The sequence below is a fragment of the Janthinobacterium sp. BJB426 genome (genome assembly GCF_002735705.1).
Taxonomy (GTDB): domain Bacteria; phylum Pseudomonadota; class Gammaproteobacteria; order Burkholderiales; family Burkholderiaceae_D; genus Janthinobacterium.
Genome location: NZ_PDZL01000003.1, coordinates 473,519 through 496,178, shown reverse-complemented (window position 1 = coordinate 496,178; position 22,660 = coordinate 473,519). Strand labels below are relative to the sequence as shown.

The 22,660-nt window shown below is 63.5% G+C and carries 25 protein-coding genes; 19 read left to right on the top strand and 6 right to left on the bottom strand.

Annotation, left to right across the window (positions count from 1 at the left end):
* Positions 1-72: 72 nt before the first annotated feature.
* Positions 73-1,557 (bottom strand): ExeA family protein, encoded by a 1,485-nt coding sequence (locus CSQ93_RS07730; RefSeq protein ID WP_233516096.1) that lies wholly within the window; start codon positions 1,555-1,557, stop codon positions 73-75.
* Positions 1,554-2,282, bottom strand: a complete 729-nt coding sequence (locus tag CSQ93_RS07725; protein WP_099377532.1) for an ABC transporter ATP-binding protein — start codon at positions 2,280-2,282, stop codon at positions 1,554-1,556. Before CSQ93_RS07725 ends, CSQ93_RS07730 begins: the two co-directional genes overlap by 4 nt.
* A 208-nt stretch (positions 2,283-2,490) precedes the next feature.
* Between CSQ93_RS07725 and CSQ93_RS07720 the strand changes: the two genes are divergently transcribed.
* The 18 genes from CSQ93_RS07720 to CSQ93_RS07635 all read left to right on the top strand — a co-directional run bounded on the left by CSQ93_RS07720 (position 2,491) and on the right by CSQ93_RS07635 (position 18,083).
* Positions 2,491-4,194 (top strand): GspE/PulE family protein, encoded by a 1,704-nt coding sequence (locus tag CSQ93_RS07720; protein ID WP_099377531.1) that lies wholly within the window; start codon positions 2,491-2,493, stop codon positions 4,192-4,194.
* 1 nt (position 4,195) lies between these two features.
* Positions 4,196-5,431: a type II secretion system F family protein gene (locus CSQ93_RS07715; protein ID WP_099377530.1), complete on the top strand. Its 1,236-nt coding sequence runs from the start codon at positions 4,196-4,198 to the stop codon at positions 5,429-5,431.
* Complete coding sequence (locus CSQ93_RS07710) at positions 5,431-5,937, top strand: type II secretion system protein (RefSeq protein ID WP_099377529.1); 507 nt, start codon at positions 5,431-5,433, stop codon at positions 5,935-5,937. The genes CSQ93_RS07715 and CSQ93_RS07710 overlap by 1 nt, the downstream gene beginning before the upstream one ends.
* A gap of 78 nt (positions 5,938-6,015) precedes the next feature.
* Positions 6,016-6,486 carry a type II secretion system protein gene (locus tag CSQ93_RS29745; protein WP_281431297.1) on the top strand — a complete coding sequence of 157 codons (471 nt, stop codon included), beginning with the start codon at positions 6,016-6,018 and terminating at the stop codon, positions 6,484-6,486.
* A gap of 45 nt (positions 6,487-6,531) precedes the next feature.
* A complete protein-coding gene (locus CSQ93_RS07700) occupies positions 6,532-7,185 on the top strand; it encodes a pilus assembly FimT family protein (protein WP_233516094.1) in 654 nt (217 codons plus the stop codon).
* Positions 7,175-7,732, top strand: coding sequence for a type IV pilus modification PilV family protein (locus CSQ93_RS07695; RefSeq protein WP_099377527.1), 558 nt, complete (start codon positions 7,175-7,177; stop codon positions 7,730-7,732). The genes CSQ93_RS07700 and CSQ93_RS07695 overlap by 11 nt, the downstream gene beginning before the upstream one ends.
* The gene (locus CSQ93_RS07690; RefSeq protein ID WP_099377526.1) at positions 7,729-8,616 is read left to right on the top strand and encodes a prepilin-type N-terminal cleavage/methylation domain-containing protein; all 888 of its coding nucleotides are present in this window, start codon (positions 7,729-7,731) and stop codon (positions 8,614-8,616) included. The genes CSQ93_RS07695 and CSQ93_RS07690 overlap by 4 nt, the downstream gene beginning before the upstream one ends.
* Positions 8,613-9,071, top strand: a complete 459-nt coding sequence (locus CSQ93_RS07685) for an agglutinin biogenesis protein MshP (RefSeq protein WP_099377525.1) — start codon at positions 8,613-8,615, stop codon at positions 9,069-9,071. Before CSQ93_RS07690 ends, CSQ93_RS07685 begins: the two co-directional genes overlap by 4 nt.
* A gap of 131 nt (positions 9,072-9,202) precedes the next feature.
* Positions 9,203-10,162, top strand: a complete 960-nt coding sequence (locus tag CSQ93_RS07680) for an agglutinin biogenesis protein MshI (RefSeq protein WP_099377524.1) — start codon at positions 9,203-9,205, stop codon at positions 10,160-10,162.
* Positions 10,159-10,827, top strand: a complete 669-nt coding sequence (locus CSQ93_RS07675; RefSeq protein WP_099377523.1) for an MSHA biogenesis protein MshI — start codon at positions 10,159-10,161, stop codon at positions 10,825-10,827. The genes CSQ93_RS07680 and CSQ93_RS07675 overlap by 4 nt, the downstream gene beginning before the upstream one ends.
* A complete protein-coding gene (gene gspM / locus CSQ93_RS07670; RefSeq protein ID WP_099377522.1) occupies positions 10,827-11,507 on the top strand; it encodes a type II secretion system protein GspM in 681 nt (226 codons plus the stop codon). Before CSQ93_RS07675 ends, gspM begins: the two co-directional genes overlap by 1 nt.
* Positions 11,492-11,905 carry an MSHA biogenesis protein MshK gene (locus CSQ93_RS07665; RefSeq protein WP_099377521.1) on the top strand — a complete coding sequence of 138 codons (414 nt, stop codon included), beginning with the start codon at positions 11,492-11,494 and terminating at the stop codon, positions 11,903-11,905. The genes gspM and CSQ93_RS07665 overlap by 16 nt, the downstream gene beginning before the upstream one ends.
* 38 nt (positions 11,906-11,943) lie before the next feature.
* Positions 11,944-13,728, top strand: coding sequence for a pilus (MSHA type) biogenesis protein MshL (gene mshL, locus CSQ93_RS07660; RefSeq protein ID WP_099377579.1), 1,785 nt, complete (start codon positions 11,944-11,946; stop codon positions 13,726-13,728).
* Entirely contained in the window at positions 13,729-14,634 is a 906-nt protein-coding gene (locus CSQ93_RS07655; RefSeq protein WP_099377520.1) for an ExeA family protein, read from the top strand.
* Between the two features lie 17 nt (positions 14,635-14,651).
* Positions 14,652-15,701, top strand: a complete 1,050-nt coding sequence (locus CSQ93_RS07650; RefSeq protein ID WP_233516093.1) for a tetratricopeptide repeat protein — start codon at positions 14,652-14,654, stop codon at positions 15,699-15,701.
* Between the two features lie 24 nt (positions 15,702-15,725).
* Positions 15,726-16,643, top strand: coding sequence for an alpha/beta hydrolase (locus tag CSQ93_RS07645; protein ID WP_099377519.1), 918 nt, complete (start codon positions 15,726-15,728; stop codon positions 16,641-16,643).
* 88 nt (positions 16,644-16,731) lie between these two features.
* Positions 16,732-17,394: a DUF2625 family protein gene (locus tag CSQ93_RS07640; protein ID WP_099377518.1), complete on the top strand. Its 663-nt coding sequence runs from the start codon at positions 16,732-16,734 to the stop codon at positions 17,392-17,394.
* 230 nt (positions 17,395-17,624) lie between these two features.
* Positions 17,625-18,083, top strand: a complete 459-nt coding sequence (locus tag CSQ93_RS07635) for a nuclear transport factor 2 family protein (protein WP_099377517.1) — start codon at positions 17,625-17,627, stop codon at positions 18,081-18,083.
* Positions 18,084-18,121: 38 nt separating this feature from the next.
* Here CSQ93_RS07635 and CSQ93_RS07630 read toward each other — a convergent pair whose 3' ends face one another.
* The 3 genes from CSQ93_RS07630 to CSQ93_RS07620 all read right to left on the bottom strand — a co-directional run bounded on the left by CSQ93_RS07630 (position 18,122) and on the right by CSQ93_RS07620 (position 20,968).
* Complete coding sequence (locus CSQ93_RS07630; RefSeq protein ID WP_099377516.1) at positions 18,122-19,225, bottom strand: HD-GYP domain-containing protein; 1,104 nt, start codon at positions 19,223-19,225, stop codon at positions 18,122-18,124.
* Positions 19,226-19,271: 46 nt separating this feature from the next.
* On the bottom strand, positions 19,272-20,450 hold the full coding sequence (locus CSQ93_RS07625; protein ID WP_099377515.1) for a pyridoxal phosphate-dependent aminotransferase: 1,179 nt from the start codon (positions 20,448-20,450) through the stop codon (positions 19,272-19,274).
* Between the two features lie 83 nt (positions 20,451-20,533).
* The gene (locus CSQ93_RS07620; protein ID WP_099377514.1) at positions 20,534-20,968 is read right to left on the bottom strand and encodes a putative toxin-antitoxin system toxin component, PIN family; all 435 of its coding nucleotides are present in this window, start codon (positions 20,966-20,968) and stop codon (positions 20,534-20,536) included.
* A gap of 30 nt (positions 20,969-20,998) precedes the next feature.
* Here CSQ93_RS07620 and yaaA point away from each other — a divergent pair, with 30 nt between their 5' ends.
* Positions 20,999-21,769, top strand: coding sequence for a peroxide stress protein YaaA (gene yaaA, locus CSQ93_RS07615; protein WP_099377513.1), 771 nt, complete (start codon positions 20,999-21,001; stop codon positions 21,767-21,769).
* A 36-nt stretch (positions 21,770-21,805) separates the two neighbouring features.
* Here yaaA and CSQ93_RS07610 read toward each other — a convergent pair whose 3' ends face one another.
* The gene (locus CSQ93_RS07610) at positions 21,806-22,609 is read right to left on the bottom strand and encodes an outer membrane protein assembly factor BamD (RefSeq protein ID WP_099377512.1); all 804 of its coding nucleotides are present in this window, start codon (positions 22,607-22,609) and stop codon (positions 21,806-21,808) included.
* Between the last annotated feature and the right edge of the window lie 51 nt (positions 22,610-22,660).

Here is a 22,660-nt window from a genome sequence, read left to right as displayed (position 1 = left end):
TAATTTTACCCAGCATGATCGCTCAAAAGCAATCGGCTGTGCAGGCCCGGGAGGCAATATGCCGAAATAAAGTCAGGGGGCGCCACGCCCCGTTTTCGCCGCGATCATGGCTTTCATTTCCATGCGGATACTATCTATGTCGCTCAGCAATATTTTCTGTGGCGACGCCGGGGCCAGCCTGGCCCGCACGGCTTCGGCGCTGGCCTGGTCGGCAAAGCTGCCGTAGACGATGAGCAGGCGCGCGGCGGAGGTATTGCCCGGCGTCTTTGCGGGCGCGGCGCCAGGCAAGCGAAACACATGGAGGTCGCGCAGGCCGGTGGCTTGCTGCGCCTGCTGCAGGAAGGTTTCCGCCGCAGCCGTTTCGGTGGCGGGCAGGCTGGCGATTTGCAGCACCAGTTGCTGAGGCCCTTGCTTTGCCAGCCAGTCGCGTGATTCGGCCAGCTTGCTGTCGAGCAGCGTGGATGGCGCTGGCAGCGGTGCGTCCGCAACGGCTGTCTGCAGCGCGCCTGGGTGCGCAATGGCGGGCGTGGTGGCGTGTGCCTGCGATGCCTGGCTTGCCGGCGGGGCCGTCCTGACGGTCGCCGCTGTCTGTCCCTGGCTGCCCGTCAGCCATTGCCACAGCAGCGCAGCGGCCAGCAACAGCATCAGCGCGCTCAAGGCGCCTGCCAGCAGCTTGCCCGCATGCCAGGGCGGGCGGTAAAAGGGGCTGTCGGCAATGGCCAGGCGCACGTGGCGCGCGCTGATTGCCTGCGCATCGTCGGCAAACGCGGCCAGCAAGGCCTTGTCTGCCAGAATATTGATCCTGCGCACGATGCCCTGCGCAGCGCGTGCCAGCCGGCGCAGCGCGGCCGGCGTGAAAACGAGCGGCGCCGTGCGGCCGGCGGCGGCCAGGCGGCATGCCAGATAGTCGTCCAGCAAGGCCCGTGGCAGGCGCGGCACATTAAAACTGTGGGTGATGCGTTCCTTCAATTGGCGGAACTGGGGCAAGTCCAGGGTGTGCTGCAATTCCGGCTGGCCAAACAGCACGATCTGCAGCAGCTTGTGGCTGGCCGTTTCCAAATTCGTCAGCAGGCGCAGCGCTTCCAGGGTGGCGCCCGGCATGGCTTGCGCTTCTTCGGCCAGCAGCACCACCTGGCGCCCCGCCGCATGCCGGGCGATCAGCTCGCCGTGCAGGGCGCGCAGCACGGCATCGGCGCGGCAGCCATCCAGCGCGAGGCCCAGTTCGGCGGCGATGGCGTGCAGCACTTCGTCCGGTTCCAGCCGGGGATTGAGCAAATACAGCACGTCGACCTGAGGCGGCAGGCGTTCGGCCAGCATGCGGCACAGCATGGTCTTGCCGCTGCCCACTTCGCCCGTCAGCTTGATGATGCCTTCGCCTTGGGTGACGGCATACAACAGCGCAGCGAGCAGTTCGCCCCGTGTATTGCCCGTATAAAAGAAAGCCGGGTCCGGCGTGATGCCGAACGGCGCCATGCGCAAGCCGAAGTGGCGCAGATACATGCCGTGCGGCGAGGGCGCGTAACGGCTGGGGCTGGCGAGGTGCGTGTCGGCGTTCATGCCGCAATGCAATTGAGGAAAGCCTGCTCCAGGCTGGCGTCGGTCGCGCCGCCATGACGCGCGCGGCATTCGGCGGGCGTGCCTGTAAAGACGATGCGGCCCGCATGCAGGATGGCCATGCGGTCGCACAATTCTTCCACGTCGGCCAGCGCATGCGAGGTGAGCAGGGCGCCACGGCCTTGCGCGCGCGCCTGCCGCAGCACTTGCTTGAATTGCGCGCGCGCCTTCGGATCGAGTCCGCTCATCGGTTCATCGAGCACCAGTTGCTCCTTGCCCGACAGCAAGCAGGCGGCCAGCCCCAGTTTCTGCATCATGCCTTTCGAGTAGTCGCGCGCAGGGCGCAGCAGGGCGTCCGGGGCCAGGTCCAGCGTGTCCAGGGTTTGCTGCAGCGCCTGCGCATCGGGGTGCACCTTGTGCAGGCGCGCCAGGTAGCGCAGGAAGTCGCCGCCCGTCAGGTAATACGGCGCCTGGAAACGTTCCGGCAGAAACGACAAGGGCTGGCGCGCCGCGCCATGCCGGTGCGGCTGGCCAAAAATGGCGATCTCGCCCCGCTCGGGCGTGCAAAAGTCCAGCAGGCATTTGAGCAGGGATGTCTTGCCCGCGCCATTCACGCCAACCAGGCCGAACAGCTCCCCCGCGCGTACCTGCAGGTCGACGCCGCGCAGCACGGCGCTGCCCGCCAGCTGCAGATGCACGTTGTGGAACTCGATGGCGCAGGCGTTCATAGGGACAAGGGTCGGCAGGCAAGACGGGATACGACCGCCATTATTGTCACGGGCACGAGCGGGCGGCAAGTGTTTCCTTGCAGAGTGTTGAAATGCGTAAAAATCAAACGATGGAATGTATTTTCTTTAAGAAACAACAGGTTCTGGAATAAAATACCCCCGCGCGCCGCTGGCGTGCATCGTCTGAAGAATTTGTCGAGGAGCAAGCATGGCAAGGCCAGAGAAAGTCCGGCTCGGTGAAATTTTGGTGCAGCAGAAATTGCTGACGGAAGAACAGTTGGGCCAGGCCTTGACGGAACAGAAGCGTTCGGGACGCAAGCTGGGCCGCGTTTTCGTCGAGCACGGCTTCGTCACGGAAGAGCAGATTTCGGGCGCCCTGGCGCGCCAGCTCGACATTCCCTACATCAACCTGAAGTTTTTCAACATCAATCCCGAACTGGTGCGGCTGCTGCCGGAAACCCAGGCGCGGCGCTTCCGCGCGCTGGTGCTGGAAGATCGTCGCGAGGGCTTGCTGGTCGGCATGTCCGACCCGACCGACCTGTTCGCGTACGATGAAATTGCGCGCCTGGTCAAGCGGCAGATCGAACTGGCCGTCGTCAATGAAACGGAAGTGCTGGCCGCCATCGACCGCATCTACCGCCGCACGGAAGATATTTCCACGCTGACGCGCGAGCTGGAGCAGGACCTGGGCGATGTCTCCGTCGACTTCGGCGCGCTGGCCGTCAATCCAGGCCTGGAAGAGGCGCCCATCGTCAAGTTGCTGCAATCGGTGTTCGAGGATGCCACGCAGGTGCGCGCCTCGGACATCCACATCGAGCCCCAGGAAGGCCGGCTGCAGATCCGCTTCCGCATCGACGGCGTGCTGCATTTGCAGACGGAAGCGGACAGCAAGATCGCCAGTTCGCTGGCCCTGCGTTTAAAGCTGATGTCGGATCTCGATATTTCCGAGAAGCGCTTGCCGCAGGATGGCCGCTTCGCCATCCGCGTGAAAAACCAGCGCATCGACGTGCGGATCTCGACCATGCCGACACAGTACGGCGAATCGGTGGTGATGCGCTTGCTGAACCAGGGCGGCACGACCTTGCGCCTGGACGCCATCGGCATGCCGCCCAAGCTGGTGGCGCAGTTCCGCGCCATCGTCAGCCGCCCGAACGGCCTGGTGCTGGTGACGGGGCCGACCGGTAGCGGCAAGACGACGACCTTGTATTGCGCCTTGTCCGAACTCAATTCCGTGGAGAAAAAGCTCATCACGGTGGAAGACCCCGTCGAGTACCGCTTGCCCGGCATTAACCAGGTGCAAGTGAACGACAAGATCGAGCTGAACTTTGCCCGCGTGCTGCGCTCGGCCCTGCGGCAAGATCCCGACATTGTGCTGGTGGGCGAGATGCGCGACCAGGAAACGGCGCAAATCGGCCTGCGTGCCGCCATGACGGGTCACCTGGTGCTGTCGACCCTGCATACGAACGACGCCATCAGCACGCCGCTGCGCCTGATGGACATGGGCGTGCCCCGCTACATGGTGGGCAGCTCGCTGCAAGCCGTGCTGGCGCAGCGCCTGGTGCGCGTGATCTGCGAAAGCTGCAGCACGCCGTACGCGCCGACGCCGAACGAATACGAATGGCTGCGCCTGGAACTGGGCGAGTTGGTCGAGCGCAACCAGTATTTCCACGGCAAGGGTTGCTCGCATTGCAACGGCATGGGTTACCGGGGCCGCACGGGCGTGTACGAATTGCTGGAAATCACGCGCGCCGTGGCCGACGCCGCCAACCATGCCGATCCATCGCACTTCATGAAGGTGGCGACGGCGCAGATGGCGGGCGAAACCCTGCGCCGCCACGCCGTGCAGCTGGTGGTCCAGGGCCGAACGACGGTGATGGAAGCGATGCGCATCAGCAACCAAAGCGAGGATTGAGGTGCCGTTTTTCTCCTACAAGGCGCGTAGCGCCAGCGGTGAACTGCTGACCGGCGTGATGGAAGGTGCCGACAGCGGCGCCGTGGCCGATCAGTTGATGGCGGGCGGCAGCACGCCCGTCGACATCAGCGCCACGAAACAGACGGTGACGAAGGCCGGTGCCAACCAGCTGGGCTGGTGGGCCAGGCTGACCGAGAAAAAAGTCACGCCCATGGACGTGCAGTTGTTCAGCCGCCAGCTGTACACCCTGCTCAAGGCGGGCGTGCCCATCATGCGCGGCCTGGCCGGCTTGCAGGAGTCCGCCATCAGCCCCGCGTTCGGGCGCATCATCAAGGATGTGCGCGAGTCGCTCGATGCGGGCCGCGAACTGTCGGCCGCCATGGCGCGCCATCCCGCCATCTTCACGCCGTTCTACCTGTCGATGGTGCGCGTGGGCGAAATGACGGGGCGCCTCGATGAAGTGTTTTTGCGCCTGTTCGACCACCTGGAATTCGACCGCGATATGCGCGCGCGCGTGAAAACGGCAACGCGCTACCCGACCTTCGTCGTCTTCGCCATGCTGGCCGCCATGGTGGTGGTGAATATCTTCGTCATTCCCCAGTTCGAAAAGGTCTTTGCCAGTTTCCATGCGGAACTGCCCTTGATGACGCGCATCCTGATCGGTACCTCGCGCTTTACGGTGGCGTACTGGCCCATCCTGCTGCTGTTGGGCGCGGGCGGCTTTTTCGGTTGGCGTGCCTGGCTGCGCACGAAACAGGGTTTATATAAGTGGGATCGCGCCAAGCTGCGCCTGCCGATCGCCGGCAAGATCATCCTGAAGGGCACGATGGCCCGTTTTGCGCGCAGCTTTGCCCTGTCAAGCACGAGCGGCGTGCCCATCGTGCAGGCGCTGACGGTGGTGTCGCAAACGGTGGACAACACGTATTTGAGCGCGCGCGTGGAACAGATGCGCGACGGCGTCGAGCGGGGCGAAAGCATCTTGCGCACCTCGGTGGCGGCCAACGTGTTTACGCCCGTGGTGCTGCAGATGATCGCCGTGGGCGAGGAATCCGGTTCGCTCGACGATCTGATGGACGAGATCGCCGACATGTACGAGCGCGAAGTCGATTACGAGCTGAAAACCCTGTCGGCGCAGATCGAGCCGATTTTGATCGTCTTCCTCGGCGCCATGGTGCTGGTGCTGGCGCTGGGCATCTTCCTGCCAATCTGGGACCTGGGTCGGGCGGCCCTGCACTGATGGCCAAACCGTTCCGCCAGCGCGGTTTCACCCTGTTCGAGCTGGCGGTGGTGGCGGGCGTGTTCGCCATCCTGATGGCCGTATTCTTGAACAGGGTCAGCTACTACCAGCAGCAGGCGCAGCAGGTGGCCGCGGCGCAGATGCTGGGCGTCCTGCGCACCAGCTTGCGGGTGCAGGTGCTGCACCTGTACCTGGCGGACCGGCGCGAGCAGTTGCCGGCGCTGGCGCGGCAAAACCCGTTCGACTGGCTGGCCGACAAGCCGGCCAACTACCTGGGCGAGTTCGCGCAGCCGGAGCTTGAAAAGTTACCTGCAGGGAATTGGTTGTACGATAAAAAAGAACAAAAAATCATCTATTTGTTTAGTAATGGCAATATTTTTCCCAGTAAAAGGGTTGATTCAGTGAAATTTAAGGTAACCTTGCCACGTGCGGACGCCGATCTTGACAAGCTCGCCCAGGAACCCGATATCGTGGTGTGGAAATCGCCGGACCCGGCAGCAAACTGACGCGCTTCCTGGTCCGGTGCAGCGACAGTTTCATGGCGTTGGTTTTGAATTTTTTATTTGATTTTGGAGAAAGCAAGAATGAACAAGTCTTTACGTAGTATGAAAAGCGGCGCCCAGGCAGGTTTCACTCTGATCGAACTGATCGTCGTCATCGTGATCCTCGGCATCCTGGCCGCGACGGCGATTCCTAAATTTATCGACATGTCGACCGATGCGCGCGTGGCCAAGATGCAGGCGGCCGCTGGCGCCGTCAAGGCGGGCGCGGCCCTGTATCATGCCCAGTGGCTGGTCGGCGGCGCGGTTGCCGATGCTTCAGGTGTTACCAGCGCGAAGATGGAAGGTAAGGATATCGCAGGTATTTATGGCTATCCGACTGCTGATACCATCATCGATGCGGCTGGCCTGACCGACCCAGACTACAAGTTCGCAGGTGGTGTCGTGAAGCCCGATGCAACCCGCGCGACATGCACGGTAACGTACGTTGCTCCGACCAAGGCAGGTGACGCGCCGAAGATTACGGTCGAAGCAAGCACCACGACCTGCAATTAATATCTGAGCACTCTGCAAGGAAAGTCCGGCCACGCCCGGCCTTCCTTGCGCACCACCAGCCCAACCCCAGGCGCCAGCCCGTTGGGCTTTTTTACGGGCCATCCATTGCAGCAGCCACCGACAGCTTTTCCGCATCGCCACGCAGGGTCGCCACGCCCCCTGCGGCGTACGGCTGCGCGCGGCTTCACCTTGATCGAACTGGTGGCCGTTCTGGTGCTGGCGGGTTTGCTGGCGACCTTTGCCGTCAACCGGTTTTTCCAGCGCGACACGTTTGACGCGCGCAGTTTTGCCGACCAGGTGACGAATATCGTGCGCTACGGGCAAAAGCTTGCGGTGGCGCAAAACCGTGCCGTGTTTGTCAGCATCGATGCCAACAAGGTGGCCCTGTGCTTCGATGCCGGCTGCAGCGATGAGCAGAAGGTGGTGCCGCCGACGGGCAGCAACAGCGGCAGCAAAGACACGGTGAAGTATTGCACGGCGACCAACTGGCTGTGCGAAGGCCGTCCGGCCAGCGTCACCCTGTCCACCGACGCGAAGGCTACGCCGAGCTTTTATTTCGACGCGCTGGGCCAGCCATATGTGCTGGCCAATGTGTTTCCTGACGCATCGACCTTCCCGGCGCGGCTGCCAATCAGCATCCAGGGCGACGGCCTGACGCGCACCGTCACGGTTGAAGGGGAGACCGGCTATGTCCATTAGCCAGCATCGCCGGCGTGAACGCGGCGTGACCCTGATCGAACTGGTGCTGTTCATCGTCATCGTCGGCCTGGCCTCGGCCGCCATCCTCGGCGTGATGAGCATGACGACAAAGCACAGTGCCGACCCGCAGCTGCGCAAGCAGGCGCTGGCCATTGCCGAAGGCATGCTGGAAGAAATCCAGCTGGCGCGGTTTACCTATTGCGATCCGCAAGACCCTGCCGCGCAAACGGCCACCAGCCCGGCCGGCTGCGCCATCCCGGAAGTGACCGGACAAGAGGCGGGCGGCGTGACGCGGCCCTTCGACAACGTCAACGATTACGTGAGCGCGTATGGCACGGCCACGAATTACAAGACGGATGCGCAGGGCGCAGTCTGGGCTGCAGGTTCCCCCCAGGAATACGTTGCCTCTGTGGTGATCACCCAGGCAGCCCTGAACGGCTTGCCTGCCACGGAAAGCCTGCGTATCCAGGTGACGGTGCCGTATGCCGACCAGCAGATCGTGCTCGACGGCTATCGCGTGCGCTATGCGCCGAACAGCATTCCATGAAAACTATCCTCAACATCAAGCGCCGCCCGCGCGGCTTTACCCTCGTCGAGATGGTCATCGTGATCGTCATCACGGGCATCATCGGCGCCATGGTCGCCGTCTTCATCCGCGTGCCCGTGCAAGGCTATATGGATGTCGCGGCGCGCGCGGTGCTGGCCGATGCGGCCGACACGGCGGCGCGCCGCCTGACGCGCGACGTGCGCCTGGCCCTGCCCAACAGCGTGCGCGTGTCGAACGACGGCCTGTTCCTGGAATTGCTGCTGACCAAGACGGGCGGACGCTACCTGAGCGATAGCGATGCGGCCGCGCCGGGCAATGTGCTGAGCTTTGATACCCCTCCCGACCCCGGCCTTCCTCTGAACTTTACCGTCGTCGGCGCCATGCCCGCCAATGCGCTGGGCGCGCGCCAGGCGATCAGCGTGGGCGACCAGATCGTCGTCTACAACCTGGGCGCGGAGTACGCGCCGAACAATGCCTATGCCTGCAGCGCGGCGAATGGCTGCAACCGCGCGGCCGTGACGGGCGTGTCCGGCGGCGTCGTTACGCTCGGCAGCTATCCTTTCACGACGGCGCCGGCGCCGCTGCCGTCGCCATCGAACCGCTTCCAGGTGGTGTCGACGCCCGTCACCTATGCGTGCGATCTGGGAACCGGCACGCTGACCCGTTACGCCGGCTATGCCATCCAGGCCACCCAGCCGGTTGCGGCGGAATTGAAGAATGGCGCACTGCTGGCGCGCCAGGTGACGGGGTGCGCCTTCAGCTATGCCGTGCTGGCCAATGTGCAGCGGGGCCTGGTGAATATCAGCCTGAGCCTGGGTGCGGCGAACAGCAATACGGGCGTGCTGCGCCTGGTGCAACAGGTGCAGGCGAGGAATACGCCATGACGCGCATGCTGCGCCAACACACGGGCCGCATGCGCGGTTTCAGCCTCGTCACGGCCATTTTCCTGCTGGTGGTGCTGGCCGCGCTGGCGGCCGTGATGGTGAATATCTCCACCTTCCAGCAGACGGAATCGGCGATGGACGTGCAGGGCGTGCGCGCCGAGCAGGCTGCCCGCGCCGGCCTCGAATGGGGTTTGCAGAAACAGATCAGTGCGGGCCTGACCACCGGCGCGGCATGCATCGGCGGTACCACGTTCAGCTTGCCGGCGAGCACGACACTATCGGCGTTCAGCGTCACCGTGCAATGCAGCACGGCCACGGGGCCCGGTACCTTGACCAGCTGGACCATCACGGCCACGGCTTGCAACCAGCCGGCCTCTGTCGAGCCGCGCTGTCCGAATGCGGGCAATAACGCCGATTACTTCCAGCGCCGCCTGCAAGCCGTGCTGTCGCAGTAAGGTCAACTGCATGAAAAAAAGATCGCTAATTTATTGTTTTTACACAATAAAGTTGGCTTCATGAATTAAAATTGGTCGGATGCATTATCTGCGCGACAAGATCGGGCAGGCACTTACACTGGATAGTTCGCATGGGTTTATTCGCAAGAGCAAAGAAGTACGATGGATGGCTGGCTACGGCGTTTGGCCGCGAAGGCGTCAGCGCTGTCGTTGTCGAGCGTCCCGCCGATGGCATGCCGCGCGTGCGGGGCGCCAGCTACCAGGCGGCCGCGCGGCCGGCGCCGGCCGAGGTGCTGGAAAAACTGGGCAAGGAACTGCAGGCGACGGCGCACCACTGCACCAGCGTGCTGGCCGGCGGTGAATACCAGTTGCTGTCGCTGGAAGCGCCGGCCGTGCCGCGCGAGGAACTGAAGACGGCCGTGGGCTGGCGCCTGAAGGACATGCTGGACTTTCCCCTGGCCGAGGCCACCATCGACGTGTTCGACATCCCCGGCGACCCGAACGGCACCCAGCGGGGCAGCAGCGTGTTTGCCGTCGCGGCGCGCAACAGCGCCGTGTCGCGGCGCCAGGCGCTGTACGCCGAATGCAAGATCGGCCTGTCCGTGATCGATATCCCCGAGATGGCGCAACGCAATATCGCCACCTTGCTGGAAACGCCGGGACGCGGCATCGCCGTGCTGTTTTTCGATGGCGACGGCGGCTTGCTGACCATGAGCTTCAATGGCGAGCTGTACCAGGCGCGCCGCATCGACGTAACCCTGACGCAACTGCAGTCGCCTGACGCCAGCCAGTATTACGACCGCGTCACCCTGGAACTGCAGCGCTCGTTCGACCATTTCGACCGCCAGTTCCATTTCATTTCGCTGGCCCGCCTGATGCTGATGACGGGCGCCAGCGATGGCTTGCACGCGTATCTGGCCGACAATCTCTACATGCCGGTGGAGCAGCTGGACCTGGCCACGGTGCTGGACCTGTCGCAGGCCGCCGAACTGCGCGACCCCGCCATGCAGGCGCGCTACTTCCTGGCCATCGGGGCCGCCTTGCGCGAGGTTGGCTTGCACCCGGGCAAGCATGAAGGGAAGGGCGCATGAGCCAGCAGATCAATCTGTTCAATCCCCAGTTTGAACTGAAAAAACACCATATGTCGGCGCGCACGGCCGGTCTGGGCCTGGGCGGCCTGGCGCTGGTCTTGCTGGCCGCGGGCGTGCTGGCCCAGCAGGCTTTGGCCGGTTTGGAGCAGCGCGAAGCGGGCGTCAAGGCAGCACTGGCGCAAGGCGAGGCGAAGCGTGACCAGATCTTGCGCGATTTCCCGCCACGCAAGAAAGATCCGGCCCTGGCGCAGGAACTGGCGGCCGTCGAGGCGCAGCGCCAGTTGCTGCAGGATGCGTCAAACGTGCTGGAAGGCGGCAAGCTGGGCAATACCCTCGGCTATGCCGGCTATTTCCGCGCGCTGGCGCAGGCCAGGGTCGACGGTGTATGGCTGACGGGCGTCGATATCGCCGGCGCCGGCAATGACTTCGGCTTGCAGGGCCGCGCCTTGCACGCGTCGCTGCTGCCCGCCTACATCACGCGCCTGGGCCAGCAGGAGGTACTGAGAGGCAAGACCTTCGCCAGCCTCGACATCGGCCAGCCCCAGCCGCCGGCCGTGGCCGTGGCCGAGGGCAAGGCGCCTAGCCTGCCTTATGTCGCGTTCAGCCTGCAGTCGGCCGACCGCGCCGTCACGCCGGCAAAACCTGTTGCCGGAGGAACACGCTGATGCTGCCCTTGCTGAAGAAATGGGCCACCGCCTTCGATGCCCTCAGCCTGCGCGAACGGCTGATGGTGTTCGGCGCCGGCGCGGCCGCCGTCCTGTTCGTGTTTTATTTCATGAGCTTTAATCCCCTGCTGGCGAAACGCGCCGCGCTGGAGGCGAGCCTTGCGCAAAAACAAAGCCTGTTGACGGCCACCGACAAGGAAATCGAGCTGACCATGCTGGCCCACGCCACCGATCCCGACCAGGAAGCGCGTACGCGCCTGGTAGCCTTGCAGGCGGAAACGGCATCGCTGGCGCAGGCGTTGCGCCAGAAGCAGCATGGCCTGGTGGCGCCCGAGCGCATGGTGACCTTGCTGGAACACTTGCTGCGCCGGCACGCCGGACTGCGCGTGGTGTCGCTGAAAACCTTGCCCGCCAGCGCCGTGGGCGCACATTCAGCCGATGCCGCGAACGGCGCTGCGGCGGACAAGGCGGCGCCGGCCCCCCTGCTGCACCAGCACGGCGTGGAAGTGGTGCTGCAAGGCAGTTATGCCGACATGGTGCAATACATGCAGGCGCTGCAAGCGATGCCGACGCGCGTCTTCTGGGGCGCCGCCCACCTCGACGCTGCCAGCTACCCGAACGCCACCCTGACCCTGACCTTACATACTCTCAGCATGGACGATACATGGATCGCACTTTGACCGTTGGCCGCGCGCTGCCGGCGCTGTCCCTGGCGCTGGGGTTGACGCTGAACCTGGCGTGGCCGGGCGCGCAGGCGCAGGCGCTCGATGATCCGACGCGCCCGCCGGCAGCCCTGTGGGCGCCCGCCAATACCACTCCCGTCGTCGCGGCCCGGCCGCAGCTGCAATCGGTGCTCATCTCCACCGAGCCGGGCGGACGCCGCCTGGCCGTCATCGATGGCCAGACGGTCAGGGTCGGCAGCAAGGTGGCCGGCGCCGTGGTGACGGAAATCCGCGACACGGCTGTCGTGTTGCGGCGTGGCAAATCACTGGAAACCTTCAAGCTGTACCCGAGCAGCAAGACCGATAACAAGGCCGATCGCAAGACCGATAGCAAGACCGGCAGCAAGCAGGAGTAGAAGAAGTGGCCAAGCAACTCAATCAACACAAGGCGAGCATGTTCAAGATCAGTACGATGGCGGCTGTCATCAGCGTCAGCCTGGGCCTGGGCGGCTGCAATGTCGCGCCCGTCAAGCGCGACACCTATAATGCGATCACCGATGCCGTCAAGGGCGCGGCGGCCACCACGGCGCCAGCGGCCCAGCCGGACGCCGTGGAAGCGGCGCTGCTGCCGCCCGTGGCGGCCCTGGCCCAGCAATTGCCGAAGGCCCGCGCCGCGCTCGACGAGCGCTTCAACGTGGCCTTCAACAATGTGCCGGCGCGCCAGTTCTTCACTTCCATCGTGGCCGGCACGCGCTACAACATGCTGGTCCATCCCGACATCGGCGGCACGATTTCCGCCAACCTGAAGGACGTGACCCTGTTCCAGGCGCTCGACGCCGTGCGCGAACTGTATGGCTACGATTACAAGGTCGAGGGCACGCAGATCTACATCAAGCCCCTGACCATGCAGACGCGTTTGTTCCACGTCAATTACCTGACGGGCGCGCGCCGCGGCAGCTCCAACCTGCGCGTGTCGTCGACGTCGGTAGGTTCGGTCGGTTCGACCAACTCGGGCGGCTCGGGCAATGGCGGCAATAACAATCAGGGCAATAACCAGAATAACGAGCAGAACCAGCAAACGAATAGCGGCCAGGGCGGCCGCACGCTGGACAGCAGCAACCTGACCACCTCGTCGACGGCCGATTTCTGGCCGGAATTGAAAGCGGCGCTGGAAGCCATCGTCGGCAGCACCGAAGGCGGCCGGCAAGTGGTGCTCAGCCCGCAGTCGGGCGTGATCGTCATCCGCGCCATGCCGGAAGAGTTGCGCAATGTCGACATGTATTTGAAGGCCACGCAGCTGTCCGTCGACCGCCAGGTGATACTGGAAGCGAAAATCCTCGAAGTCGAACTCAATGACAACACGCAGACGGGCATCAACTGGGCCTCGTTCGCCTCGATCAAGAGCGGCCACACGAACCGCATCTCGACCGGTTTCATCCAGCCCGGCGGCACCCTGGCGCCGCTGCCGTTCAACGGCGGCCAGCCGCCCAACATGACAAATGGCAATGGCTTGACGGCCAGCAGCGGTTTTGGCCTCAGTTCGGCGGCGAACGCGGCCGGTTCCATGTTCGGTCTGGCTTTCCAGACGGCCAATTTCGCGGCCATGATTTCCTTCCTGGAATCGCAAGGCTCCGTGCACGTGCTGTCGAGCCCGCGCATCGCCACCATGAACAACCAGAAGGCCGTGCTGAAGATCGGCACGGACGAGTTTTACGTGACGGGCGTGTCGACCACGACGAATACGACGGCCAGCGGCGCGACGACCAGCCCCAACGTGACCTTGCAACCGTTCTTTTCCGGCGTGGTGCTGGACGTGACGCCGCAGATCGATGCGGATGGCAACATCATCCTGCACGTGCACCCGTCCGTCAGCCAGGTGTCGACCATCAGCAAGGAAATCGACCTGGGCAGCGCCGGCTCGCTGAAACTGCCGCTGGCCGCGTCCAGCACGTCCGAGATGGACAGCATGGTGCGCAGCCAGGATGGCCGCATCGTCGCCATCGGCGGCCTGATGCGCCAGGCCACCACGGCGGACCGCTCGCAAGTGCCGGGCGCGGGCGATATTCCCGTGCTGGGCGCGCTGTTCCGCAACACGGGGCAGGTGATCCAGAAGCGCGAGCTGGTGGTGCTGATCAAGCCGACCATCGTCGACGGCGCGAACAGCTGGAACGAGGACTTGCTCGATTCGGGCAAGCGCATCGAGGCGCTCGACCCGCGCCGTCCGTCGGAGCGGCGCTAAATGTACCAGGCCCATTTCGGCTTGCGCGAGGCGCCGTTCGGCCTCACGCCCGATACCAGTTTCTTCTTCAACGGCCCGCAGTCGCAAAAGGCGCTCAACACCTTGCTGGTGGCGGCGCGCAATGGCGAGGGCTTCATCAAGATCACTGGCGAAGTGGGCACTGGTAAAACCTTCTTGTGCCGCAAGTTCATGCAATCGTTGGGGCCGGACTTCGTCACGGCCTACATCCCGAATCCGAACTTGCCGCCCCGCTCGCTGATCCTGGCGCTGGCGGATGACCTCGATGTGCTGCTGGAGAAAGATGCTGATCAGCATCAATTGCTCAAGTCCCTCAACCTGCGCCTGCTCAACCTGGCGGCGCAAGGCAAGCGCGTGCTGCTATGCCTGGACGAGGCGCAGGCGATACCCGTCGACAGCCTCGAAGCCTTGCGTTTGCTGACGAACCTGGAAACGGAAAAGCGCAAGCTGCTGCAAATCGTGCTGTTTGGCCAGCCCGAACTGGACGTCAAGCTGGCCCTGCCGGAAATCCGCCAGCTGGCGCAGCGCATCACCTTTCACTACCACCTGGGCCCGCTGTCGCGCGACGACGTGGATTTTTATGTGGCGCACCGCCTGCGCGTGGCCGGTTTCGATGGCGCGCGCCTGTTCAGCCGTGGCGGCGTGGGCAAGCTGTACCAGGCTTCCGGCGGCATTCCCCGCCTGATCAACATCATGGCGCACAAGGCGCTGATGGTGGCGTATGGCGAAGGACGGCAGCAAGTGGGCGCCCGCCACGTGGCGCTGGCCGCCAGCGACACCCTGGCCAGCAAGCCGCGCCGCTTGTGGCGGCGGCCATGGCCGTGGCTGGCCGGTGCCGGCGTGCTGGCCGCCGCCTGCGGCGCGAGCTGGACTTTATTGAACCGATGACGAAGATGAGCCTGTAGATGAGCCTGATTAACAAGATGTTGCAAGACCTCGATGCGCGCGGCACCCCCGATGGACGCGGCGACGCGGCCGGCATCCGCTCCGTGCCCGAACGCGAGCGGGGCGTTTCGCGCGCGCTGGTCTTCGGCGGCGCCGCCGGCTTGACGGCCGCCGCCATCGCGCTGGGCTGGGTCTACCTGAAGCGCCCGGCCGTGCCGCCCGTGCTGGTCAGCGTGGCCAGCACGCCGGTGTTGGTTCCAGTATCGGTACCGGTGCCTGCCGCCGTTGCACCCGCGCCCGTCGTGGCGGTTGAACCCGAACCCGTATTCCAGGCCGAGGAAGCTGCCCCCGCGCCAGCCAGGCTGCCTGTCGCCGACATGCGCCGCATCAAGGAACACCCCGCCAAGCCTGCCGCCGCGCCCGTGATGAAAACGCCGGCACTGTCCGCCAGCGAGCGCATCATCGACGGAAAACAGGTCACGCCACAGCAGCGCGTGGAGAATGAATACCGGCGCGCGCTGGCGCAGTTGCAAGATGGCCGCGTGTCCGACGCCATGCTGGCCTTGCAGCAGACCCTGCAGCTGGACGCGCGCCACCAGGGTGCGCGCGAAACCCTGGTGCGCCTGCTGCTGGAAGCGCAGCGCCCCGACGAAGCAGCCCGCCAATTACAGCTGAGCCTGGCGCTGGACCCGAAACAGCCGGCGCAAGCGATGATGCTGGCCCGTTTGCAGCTGGACAAGCCCAACGGCGGCGCGGCGGCCCTCGATACCCTGACGCGCAGCTTGCCGTACGCCAGCGACAGCGGCGAATACCACGCCTTCCTGGCCGGCGTGCTGCAGCGCGAACAGCGCTACCGCGAAGCGGCCGACCACTATCAGCTGGCCTTGCAGACGGCGCCCGACAACAGCGTCTGGTGGATGGGCCTCGGCATTGCCTTGCAAGCCGACAACCACCCGGCCCAGGCGCGCCAGGCATTCGAGCGCGCCAAGGGCTTGCAAACCCTGTCGCCGCAACTGCAGGCATTTGTCGAGCGCAAGCTGGTGCAGCTGGCGGCGGCGACTGCGAAGTAACTTTACCTCAATGAAAGAAACAGCTTGAAGCCTCTCAGTCTGCTTATCGTCCTGTGCTGCCTGGCCGGCAGCACCCTGGCCGGCAGCGCCCAGGCAGCCCCCGCCAGCGCCCCTGCCAACTACGTTCTTGAGAATACGGAAGTACGCGACATCCGGGCGCAAGCCCTGAAGCGCGATTACCAGGTGTATGTGGCCTTGCCCGATTCCTACCGGCAGGGGAACAAGCGCTATCCGGTGCTGTTCGTCACCGATGCCAATTATGCATTTCCCGTCGTGCGCAATATCGCGCAGCGCCTGAACAAGCATGCGGGAATGGAAGAAGTCATCGTGGTCGGCTTGTCGTACGCCAACGGCGATGGTGGGGTGTACAGCCGCCGCCGCGATTACACGCCCACCACGCCGCGCAAGCATGAGTACCGCTCGGACATGCCTGGGCGGCAGCCGGCGTTCGGCGAAGCGAAGGCGTATGGCCAGTTCATCTCGGGCGAAGTATTTCCCTTCATCGCCAGCAACTATCGCGTCAACATGCAGCGCAAGGTGTTTATCGGCCATTCCTACGGCAGCCTGCTGGGCCTGCAATTCCTGCTGACGGAACCGCGCACCTTCGAGCACTACATCCTCGGCAGTCCGTCGCTGTGGTACGACGCTGGCGTCATGTTCGACCGCGAACAGGCGTATGCCGCCAGCCACAAGGACTTGCCGGCGTCCGTATTCTTTGGCATCGGCGGCCTGGAAAAGCTGGCGGCGGGCAAGAAGCGTTCGCGTTCGGAAGAGGACGCTGACATGGTGGCCGACTTGCGCGAGTTCGACGGGAAGTTGACATCGCGCAAGTTCCCCGGCCTGAAGACGCGCTTGCGCGTCTTTGCGGATGAAGATCACGCGAGCGTGTTTCCTTTCGTGCTCACGCATGGCTTGCGGGCGTATTTGACGTCCGCAAAATGAAGGGTGACGGGCGCCGCCCGCCAGACAGTGCCAGCGTCGCCATGCATACTCCGACCGCAGGAAGCGGTCATCGATAAGGTCAGGTGCCATGCGTACATTGAATGAATTATTGGATAGTGAAGACCCGGCGTTTGCGCTGATCAAGCAATGGGCCAGCGAGGCCGACATACCGGTGGAATTGCTGCCTCCCTCGGCCGGCAGGGCGGAGGTGCTGCTGAGCCTGCAGATCACCACGCGTTCTCCCCTCGGTGCGATAGCCTATGAAACCGGGGGCATCCTGGTGGATGACGGCTGGCTGCGCATATTGGGCTCGGGCCATGGCAAGCTGGAGCGCAACATTGCTACCTGGAACGAAGGAAAGGCCGAGGGTTTTCTGTTGGTGGCCGACGACGTGCTCGGCGGCTTTTTTGCCCTCAATGGCGGCGCGCTCGGCCCAGATCAGGGCCAGCTTTATTACCTGGCCCCCGAGACACTGGAGTGGGAAGCGCTGGAGATCGGTTACACGGCGTTTGTCGAATGGGCTTTTACCAGCCAGTTGCGGCAGTTTTACGGTCGGCAGCCTGGCGAGGCGCACGGCTTTGATGAATTGCCCTTGTCCGGCGACCTGTGCCTGAATTTTTATCCATTTCTGTGGACGCAAGAGGGGGCCCTCAAGACCAGTTCGCGGCGCGCCATTCCCGTGGAAGAGCAGTGGGCACTCAACCTTGATTTAAAACAGAAGGTGCTGGATGCGCCTGGGAGCACGAGCTGAGGCATGGCTTGCGGGCGTCTTTGAAACGCATCGCCATGCGCATCCCGAACCGGCGAAATCGCATTTCAATCCATGAATCGAGCGGTTTGTCGCAATGGCATGCGCCAGAAAAGGACAAGGGGATAGCATACAGTGGGCTTTTTCGCGATGCGCGGCCCGCAAGCGAGTGTTCGATACTGCCGCAGCAATCAACGGACGCTTCCCCATGACCTTGACCAGGATGAATACGCATGAAATTGACCGTTCCACATATCCTCTCCACCTGTCTGCTTGGCGCCTTCGGCGTGATCGGTAACGCGAACGCGGCATCCGGCGATGCCGAACTGGTGGCTCTGGTGCAGCGCCATGCGCAGGCGCAGAATAACTTTGATCAAGTTGCCTTGAAAGCCATCACGGCGGAGAATTATGTGGAAATATCGCCGGTCGGCGAGGTGGACGGGCGTGAAAAAATGTTGTCCTTCTATGCGCCAGAGCAGAAGCGGCCGAGTCCCCAGCTCCAGGTCGATGAACCGGTGGTGCGCCTGTTTGGCGATACGGCGCTCATCTCGGCGCGGCTGTCCTACCGTCTCAATCAGGAGGGGGGCGCCCGCACCTTCGCCCTGCGCGCCGGCTATGTCGCTCGGCTTGTCGACAAGCAATGGCTGCTGGTCAGCGCACAGTACACGGGCATCCGTCCGCCGAAACCGTAAGCTGAGATTTAGTTTGACGCTGGCCTTGCCTAGCCAGCCTACAGCCGCGCCTCATCGCCCCACACATGCCGCATGCTGAAATGCATGCCGGCATCGTCTTCGTGCAGCGAGGAAACGATGGCGAACTGGCTGTCGCCCGTGTCGCGCGGCGTCATCTGCGATAGCTGGGCGGCGGCCAGCGGCGCGCCCAGCGTATCGCTGAGCGGATGCACGTGGCCGGCGCCTCGTTGCGTCACCACCCCCAGTTCGCCGCTGCGCAGGCGCACCAACGTTCCGGGAGGATACTTGCCCAGCAGATTGACGAACTGTTCGCCCAGCAGCGGGTCGATAGGCACGCCCTGGTCGAGAAAGATGTGCTGCAGCGCCTGGTCGGGTACGATGGAGCGGCGATAGTTGCGCGCGGAAACGCGGGCGCAATAGCGGTCGGCCAGGCCGATCAGCTTGGCATTTTGCAGGATTTCATCGGCCGTGCGCCCCTGCGGGTAGCCGCTGCCATCGTCGTTTTCATGGTGCAGGAGCACACAGCTCAGCCATTCCTCGTCGTCGACGCCGGCGCAGCGCAGCAATTCCGTGCTTTCCTGCGGATGCAGACGCACGATGCGCATTTCGTCGTCGTTCAGGGGGCCGCGCCGGTCCTGGAAGCTGTCGTGGTGGCGCAGCATGCCCACGTTCATCGTCAGCGCGGCCGCGCCGATCAACAACAGTTCATCGTGGGACTTGTGCATGCTGCGGCCCACCAGCATGGCCAGCAAGGCTGTTTCGATACAGTGGCGCACGGCGTAGCTGCCAGCGATCTGGTTGAGCAGGATGCTGGCCAGGGAGATATCGGCATCGTGTTCCAGCGCGCGCAGCAGTTCGCGGGCGATGTCGCGCACGTCGCGCTCGGCATTGTTTTCGCTGCGCAAGGCCATCAGCAGCCGTTCCAGGCGCTGCGCCGCTTCATTGAGCATGCGCAAGACGGACGGCTGTTCCGGCGCGCCCACGTACAAGCCCAGTTGCAGCAAACGGCCCAGTTGCGTGCCGTCCGTGATGATCTGTCCCTTGCGCAGTTGCGGGCCGGCACTATGGTCCGCCAAAAACAAATCCCAGGGCAGGGGTTCGCCGGGAACCAAGTCGGCCGGGCCGATGCGACGCTGTACCATCTGTCATCCTTTGCCCCGCCGCAGCGAAGCCATGTTCAGTGCTCGGTTATATGCTGCGCAGGCGCTCCAGCGCCAGGCGCAAGGTCTCGTCTTTCTTGGCAAAGCAGAAGCGCACGATGCCCGATTCCTTGCCCTGCGCGTAAAACGCGGAGACAGGAATGGCGGCCACCTTGATTTGCGTCGTCAGCCATTCGGCGAACTGCGCTTCGGTCTCTTGCGAAATGGCATCGTAGCGCACGCACTGGAAATACGTGCCGTCGGCCGGCAGCAGGGTAAAGCGGCTGCCCGCCAGGCCGTCGCGGAACAAGTCGCGCTTGCGCTGGTAAAACGCGGGCAAGTCCAGGCAGGGCTGCGGGTCCGCCATGTAGCCGGCCAGGCCGTACTGCATCGGCGTGTTGACGGTAAACACGTTGTACTGGTGCACTTTGCGGAATTCCGCCGTCATGGAGGCTGGCGCGGCGACATAGCCGACCTTCCAGCCCGTCACGTGATACGTCTTGCCGAAGCTGGAGACGATGAAGCTGCGCGCCGCCAGTTCCGCGTTGCGCGCGAGCGACTCATGGCGCACGCCGTCATATACCATGTGTTCATACACTTCGTCGGACAAGATCAGAATTTGCGTGCCGCGCACGATGTCGGCAAGGGCGGCCACGTCGGCGGGACGCAAGATCGTGCCCGTCGGATTGTGCGGCGTGTTGATGATGATCAAGCGCGTCTTGTTGCTGACGGCGGCAGCCAGCTTGTCCCACGGCACGCTGTAGCCCTGTTCACCCACCTCCATGGAGACCAGCACGGGCACGCCGCCGGCCAGGGCGATGGCGGGCAGGTAGCTGTCGTAGGCCGGTTCGATGACGATGACTTCGTCGCCCGGGTGCACGCAGCACAGGATGGCCGTGGTGAGCGCCTGCGTGGCGCCGGCCGTGACGGTGATTTCCGTGCCGGCGTCATAGCTGTGGCCGTACAGGCTGGCGATTTTCGCGGCAATCGCCTCGCGCAGGGGCGCGGCGCCCGTCATCATCGGATACTGGTTGTGGCCGGCGCGCATGGCGTCGCTGACGAGTTCAACCAGTTGTGGCGCGCAATCGAAGTCGGGAAACCCCTGGCCCAGGTTGACGGCGCCATGCTGGGCCGCCAGGCTGGACATGCGGGTAAACACGGTGGTGCCCACGAGAGGCAGGCGGCTGGTCAGGGCGGGAGTCGTGTAGGGCAGGGACGGGCTGTTCATGAACGGTAGGGTCGCGGTGCGGAAAGTGGAATCGTGTCCCATTCTAGCGCAGCGCGCCCCGTTGCGTGTGGGGCTTTGGCGGCTCAGCCTGGCAAGGCCCAGCCTTCCGGCACCATGATCTTGAACATGCCGGCCTTGGCCGTCTTGCGGGCCAGTTTCAGCAGGGCCTTGTCCTTGGTGATGAGGATGTCGGCGTTGGCGTCGCGCGCCAGTTCGAGGAATTTCTGGTCATCCTTGTCCGTGCAGACGGGCAGGCGCACGCCGGACACGGGCGGTGCCACCACGCTGATGTGCGCGTCGAAGCGGGCGGCGGCAATGGCGCGGCTGGCTTCATCGAGCGGCAAATGTTTGTAATGCAGCACGACCAGATATTCCGCGCGGCAATCTTCGCGCGTGATGGCATGCACGGCGCCGCTTTCCATGGCCGCCAGCAGGGGCGCCCAGCGCGGGTCGTTGAAGACGAACAGGTCGAGGCAAACGTTGGTGTCGAGGACGAGTTTTTGTGGAGCAGGTATCATGTCGGCAATTCTATTCTGTAGTGATAATTTATGTTGATCGTGCTTTCGCCCGCCAAGAGTCTCGACCTGGAGACGCCGCCAACAACCTCGTTGCACAGCACCCCCGATTTTCTCGACCATTCCGCCCAGCTGATCGAGCGCATGCGCCAGTTTTCCCCGGCCGAAGTGGGCAGCCTGATGGGCATTTCCGACGCCTTGTCGGCCCTCAACGTGGCCCGCTACGCTTCCTGGACGCCGCAGCTGGCGGAAGCGCGCCAGGCCATCATGGCCTTCAATGGCGACGTGTATGCCGGTTTCGAGGCGCGCAGCCTGCAGCCGGCCCAGCTCGACTATGCCCAGTCGCGCGTGCGCATCCTGTCGGGCCTGTACGGCTTGCTGCGCCCGCTTGACCTGATCCATCCGCACCGCCTGGAAATGGGCACGCGGCTGTCGACCACGCGCGGCAAGGATTTGTATGCGTTCTGGGGCGACACCATCACCAACGGCCTGAACCGCACAGCCAGGGAGCAGGGCGCCAAGGTGCTGGTCAATCTTGCTTCCGAAGAATATTTCAAATCCGTCAAGCCGCGCCAGCTGGACGTGCCCGTCATCGCGCCCGTGTTCGAGGACTGGAAGAACGGCAAGTATAAAATCATCTCGTTCTACGCCAAGCGCGCGCGCGGCATGCTGGCCCGCTATGCGGCCGTCAACCAGATCCGCGATCCGCAGCAACTGAAGCAGTTCGATGTCGACGGTTACGGTTTCGTGCCGGAAGCGTCGAACGACAAGAGCTGGGTGTTCCGGCGCAAGGTAGGCGAATAAGTAAAAAAACCGGAGCAAGCTCCGGTTTTTTTCATTTTACTGCCAGAACTTCCACCACTTGCGTTCCTTGTTCACCCCTTCCGGGCTGAGGAATGCCGTGTTCGGGTAGTTCTTGGTCAGCACGCGCAAGGTATCGTCGCGCAGGTCGGTCAAGCCCAGCTTGTCATACGAGCGGTACATGATGAACAGCGCTTCTTCGATGGCCGGCGAGGCGGCAAAGTCGCTGACCGTCGTTTGCGCTCGGTTGGCGGCAGCCAGGTAGGCGCCGCGGCGGTAGTAATAGCGCGCCACGTGCACTTCGTATTTCGCCATGGCATCGATCAAATAGTTCATGCGGGCCAGCGAATCGGGCGCGTATTTGCTATTTGGAAACTTGTCGACCAGTTGCTTGAAGGCCGCAAACGCTTCGCGCGTGGCTTTCGGATCGCGCTCGGTCGGATCTTGCTCGTACAGGAAGTTCAGGAAGCTGATCTGGTCATTAAAGCTGATCAGGCCCCGCAAGTAGTACATATAGTCTACATTGGCGTGGTTCGGATGCAACTTGATGAAGCGTTCGACGGCAGCCAGTGCCTGCGCCTGGTCTCCCGACTTATAATACGCGTAAGCGATCTCCATCTGCGCTTGCAGAGCATAGTTGCCGAAAGGATAGTTAGCCTCCAGCTTCTGGAACAGGCCGATTGCAGCTTCATAGTGCTGCCCGGCCATTTCTTCACGCGCCTCCGAGTATAATTTCGTAACGGACCAGTTTTTGGTCTCATCCACTTTTTCTGGCAACAAGCTGCAAGCGGACATGCCGAGCAGAACGACTGAAGCGACTACCAACGATAATTTTTTTTGCATGACGTTTTGCAAGAAGGTTTTAACCAAGATTTTACAATAGGCTGATTATAG

Bases quoted from the DNA above. Each gene is read 5' to 3' on its own strand.
- CSQ93_RS07730 (WP_233516096.1), bottom strand. From the start codon at position 1,557: ATGAACGCCGACACGCACCTCGCCAGCCCCAGCCGTTACGCGCCCTCG.
- CSQ93_RS07725 (WP_099377532.1), bottom strand. From the start codon at position 2,282: ATGAACGCCTGCGCCATCGAGTTCCACAACGTGCATCTGCAGCTGGCG.
- CSQ93_RS07720 (WP_099377531.1), top strand. From the start codon at position 2,491: ATGGCAAGGCCAGAGAAAGTCCGGCTCGGTGAAATTTTGGTGCAGCAG.
- CSQ93_RS07710 (WP_099377529.1), top strand. From the start codon at position 5,431: ATGGCCAAACCGTTCCGCCAGCGCGGTTTCACCCTGTTCGAGCTGGCG.
- CSQ93_RS29745 (WP_281431297.1), top strand. From the start codon at position 6,016: ATGAACAAGTCTTTACGTAGTATGAAAAGCGGCGCCCAGGCAGGTTTC.
- CSQ93_RS07695 (WP_099377527.1), top strand. From the start codon at position 7,175: ATGTCCATTAGCCAGCATCGCCGGCGTGAACGCGGCGTGACCCTGATC.
- CSQ93_RS07690 (WP_099377526.1), top strand. From the start codon at position 7,729: ATGAAAACTATCCTCAACATCAAGCGCCGCCCGCGCGGCTTTACCCTC.
- CSQ93_RS07685 (WP_099377525.1), top strand. From the start codon at position 8,613: ATGACGCGCATGCTGCGCCAACACACGGGCCGCATGCGCGGTTTCAGC.
- CSQ93_RS07680 (WP_099377524.1), top strand. From the start codon at position 9,203: ATGGGTTTATTCGCAAGAGCAAAGAAGTACGATGGATGGCTGGCTACG.
- CSQ93_RS07675 (WP_099377523.1), top strand. From the start codon at position 10,159: ATGAGCCAGCAGATCAATCTGTTCAATCCCCAGTTTGAACTGAAAAAA.
- gspM (WP_099377522.1), top strand. From the start codon at position 10,827: ATGCTGCCCTTGCTGAAGAAATGGGCCACCGCCTTCGATGCCCTCAGC.
- CSQ93_RS07665 (WP_099377521.1), top strand. From the start codon at position 11,492: ATGGATCGCACTTTGACCGTTGGCCGCGCGCTGCCGGCGCTGTCCCTG.
- mshL (WP_099377579.1), top strand. From the start codon at position 11,944: ATGTTCAAGATCAGTACGATGGCGGCTGTCATCAGCGTCAGCCTGGGC.
- CSQ93_RS07655 (WP_099377520.1), top strand. From the start codon at position 13,729: ATGTACCAGGCCCATTTCGGCTTGCGCGAGGCGCCGTTCGGCCTCACG.
- CSQ93_RS07650 (WP_233516093.1), top strand. From the start codon at position 14,652: ATGAGCCTGATTAACAAGATGTTGCAAGACCTCGATGCGCGCGGCACC.
- CSQ93_RS07640 (WP_099377518.1), top strand. From the start codon at position 16,732: ATGCGTACATTGAATGAATTATTGGATAGTGAAGACCCGGCGTTTGCG.
- CSQ93_RS07635 (WP_099377517.1), top strand. From the start codon at position 17,625: ATGAAATTGACCGTTCCACATATCCTCTCCACCTGTCTGCTTGGCGCC.
- CSQ93_RS07630 (WP_099377516.1), bottom strand. From the start codon at position 19,225: ATGGTACAGCGTCGCATCGGCCCGGCCGACTTGGTTCCCGGCGAACCC.
- CSQ93_RS07625 (WP_099377515.1), bottom strand. From the start codon at position 20,450: ATGAACAGCCCGTCCCTGCCCTACACGACTCCCGCCCTGACCAGCCGC.
- CSQ93_RS07620 (WP_099377514.1), bottom strand. From the start codon at position 20,968: ATGATACCTGCTCCACAAAAACTCGTCCTCGACACCAACGTTTGCCTC.
- yaaA (WP_099377513.1), top strand. From the start codon at position 20,999: ATGTTGATCGTGCTTTCGCCCGCCAAGAGTCTCGACCTGGAGACGCCG.
- CSQ93_RS07610 (WP_099377512.1), bottom strand. From the start codon at position 22,609: ATGCAAAAAAAATTATCGTTGGTAGTCGCTTCAGTCGTTCTGCTCGGC.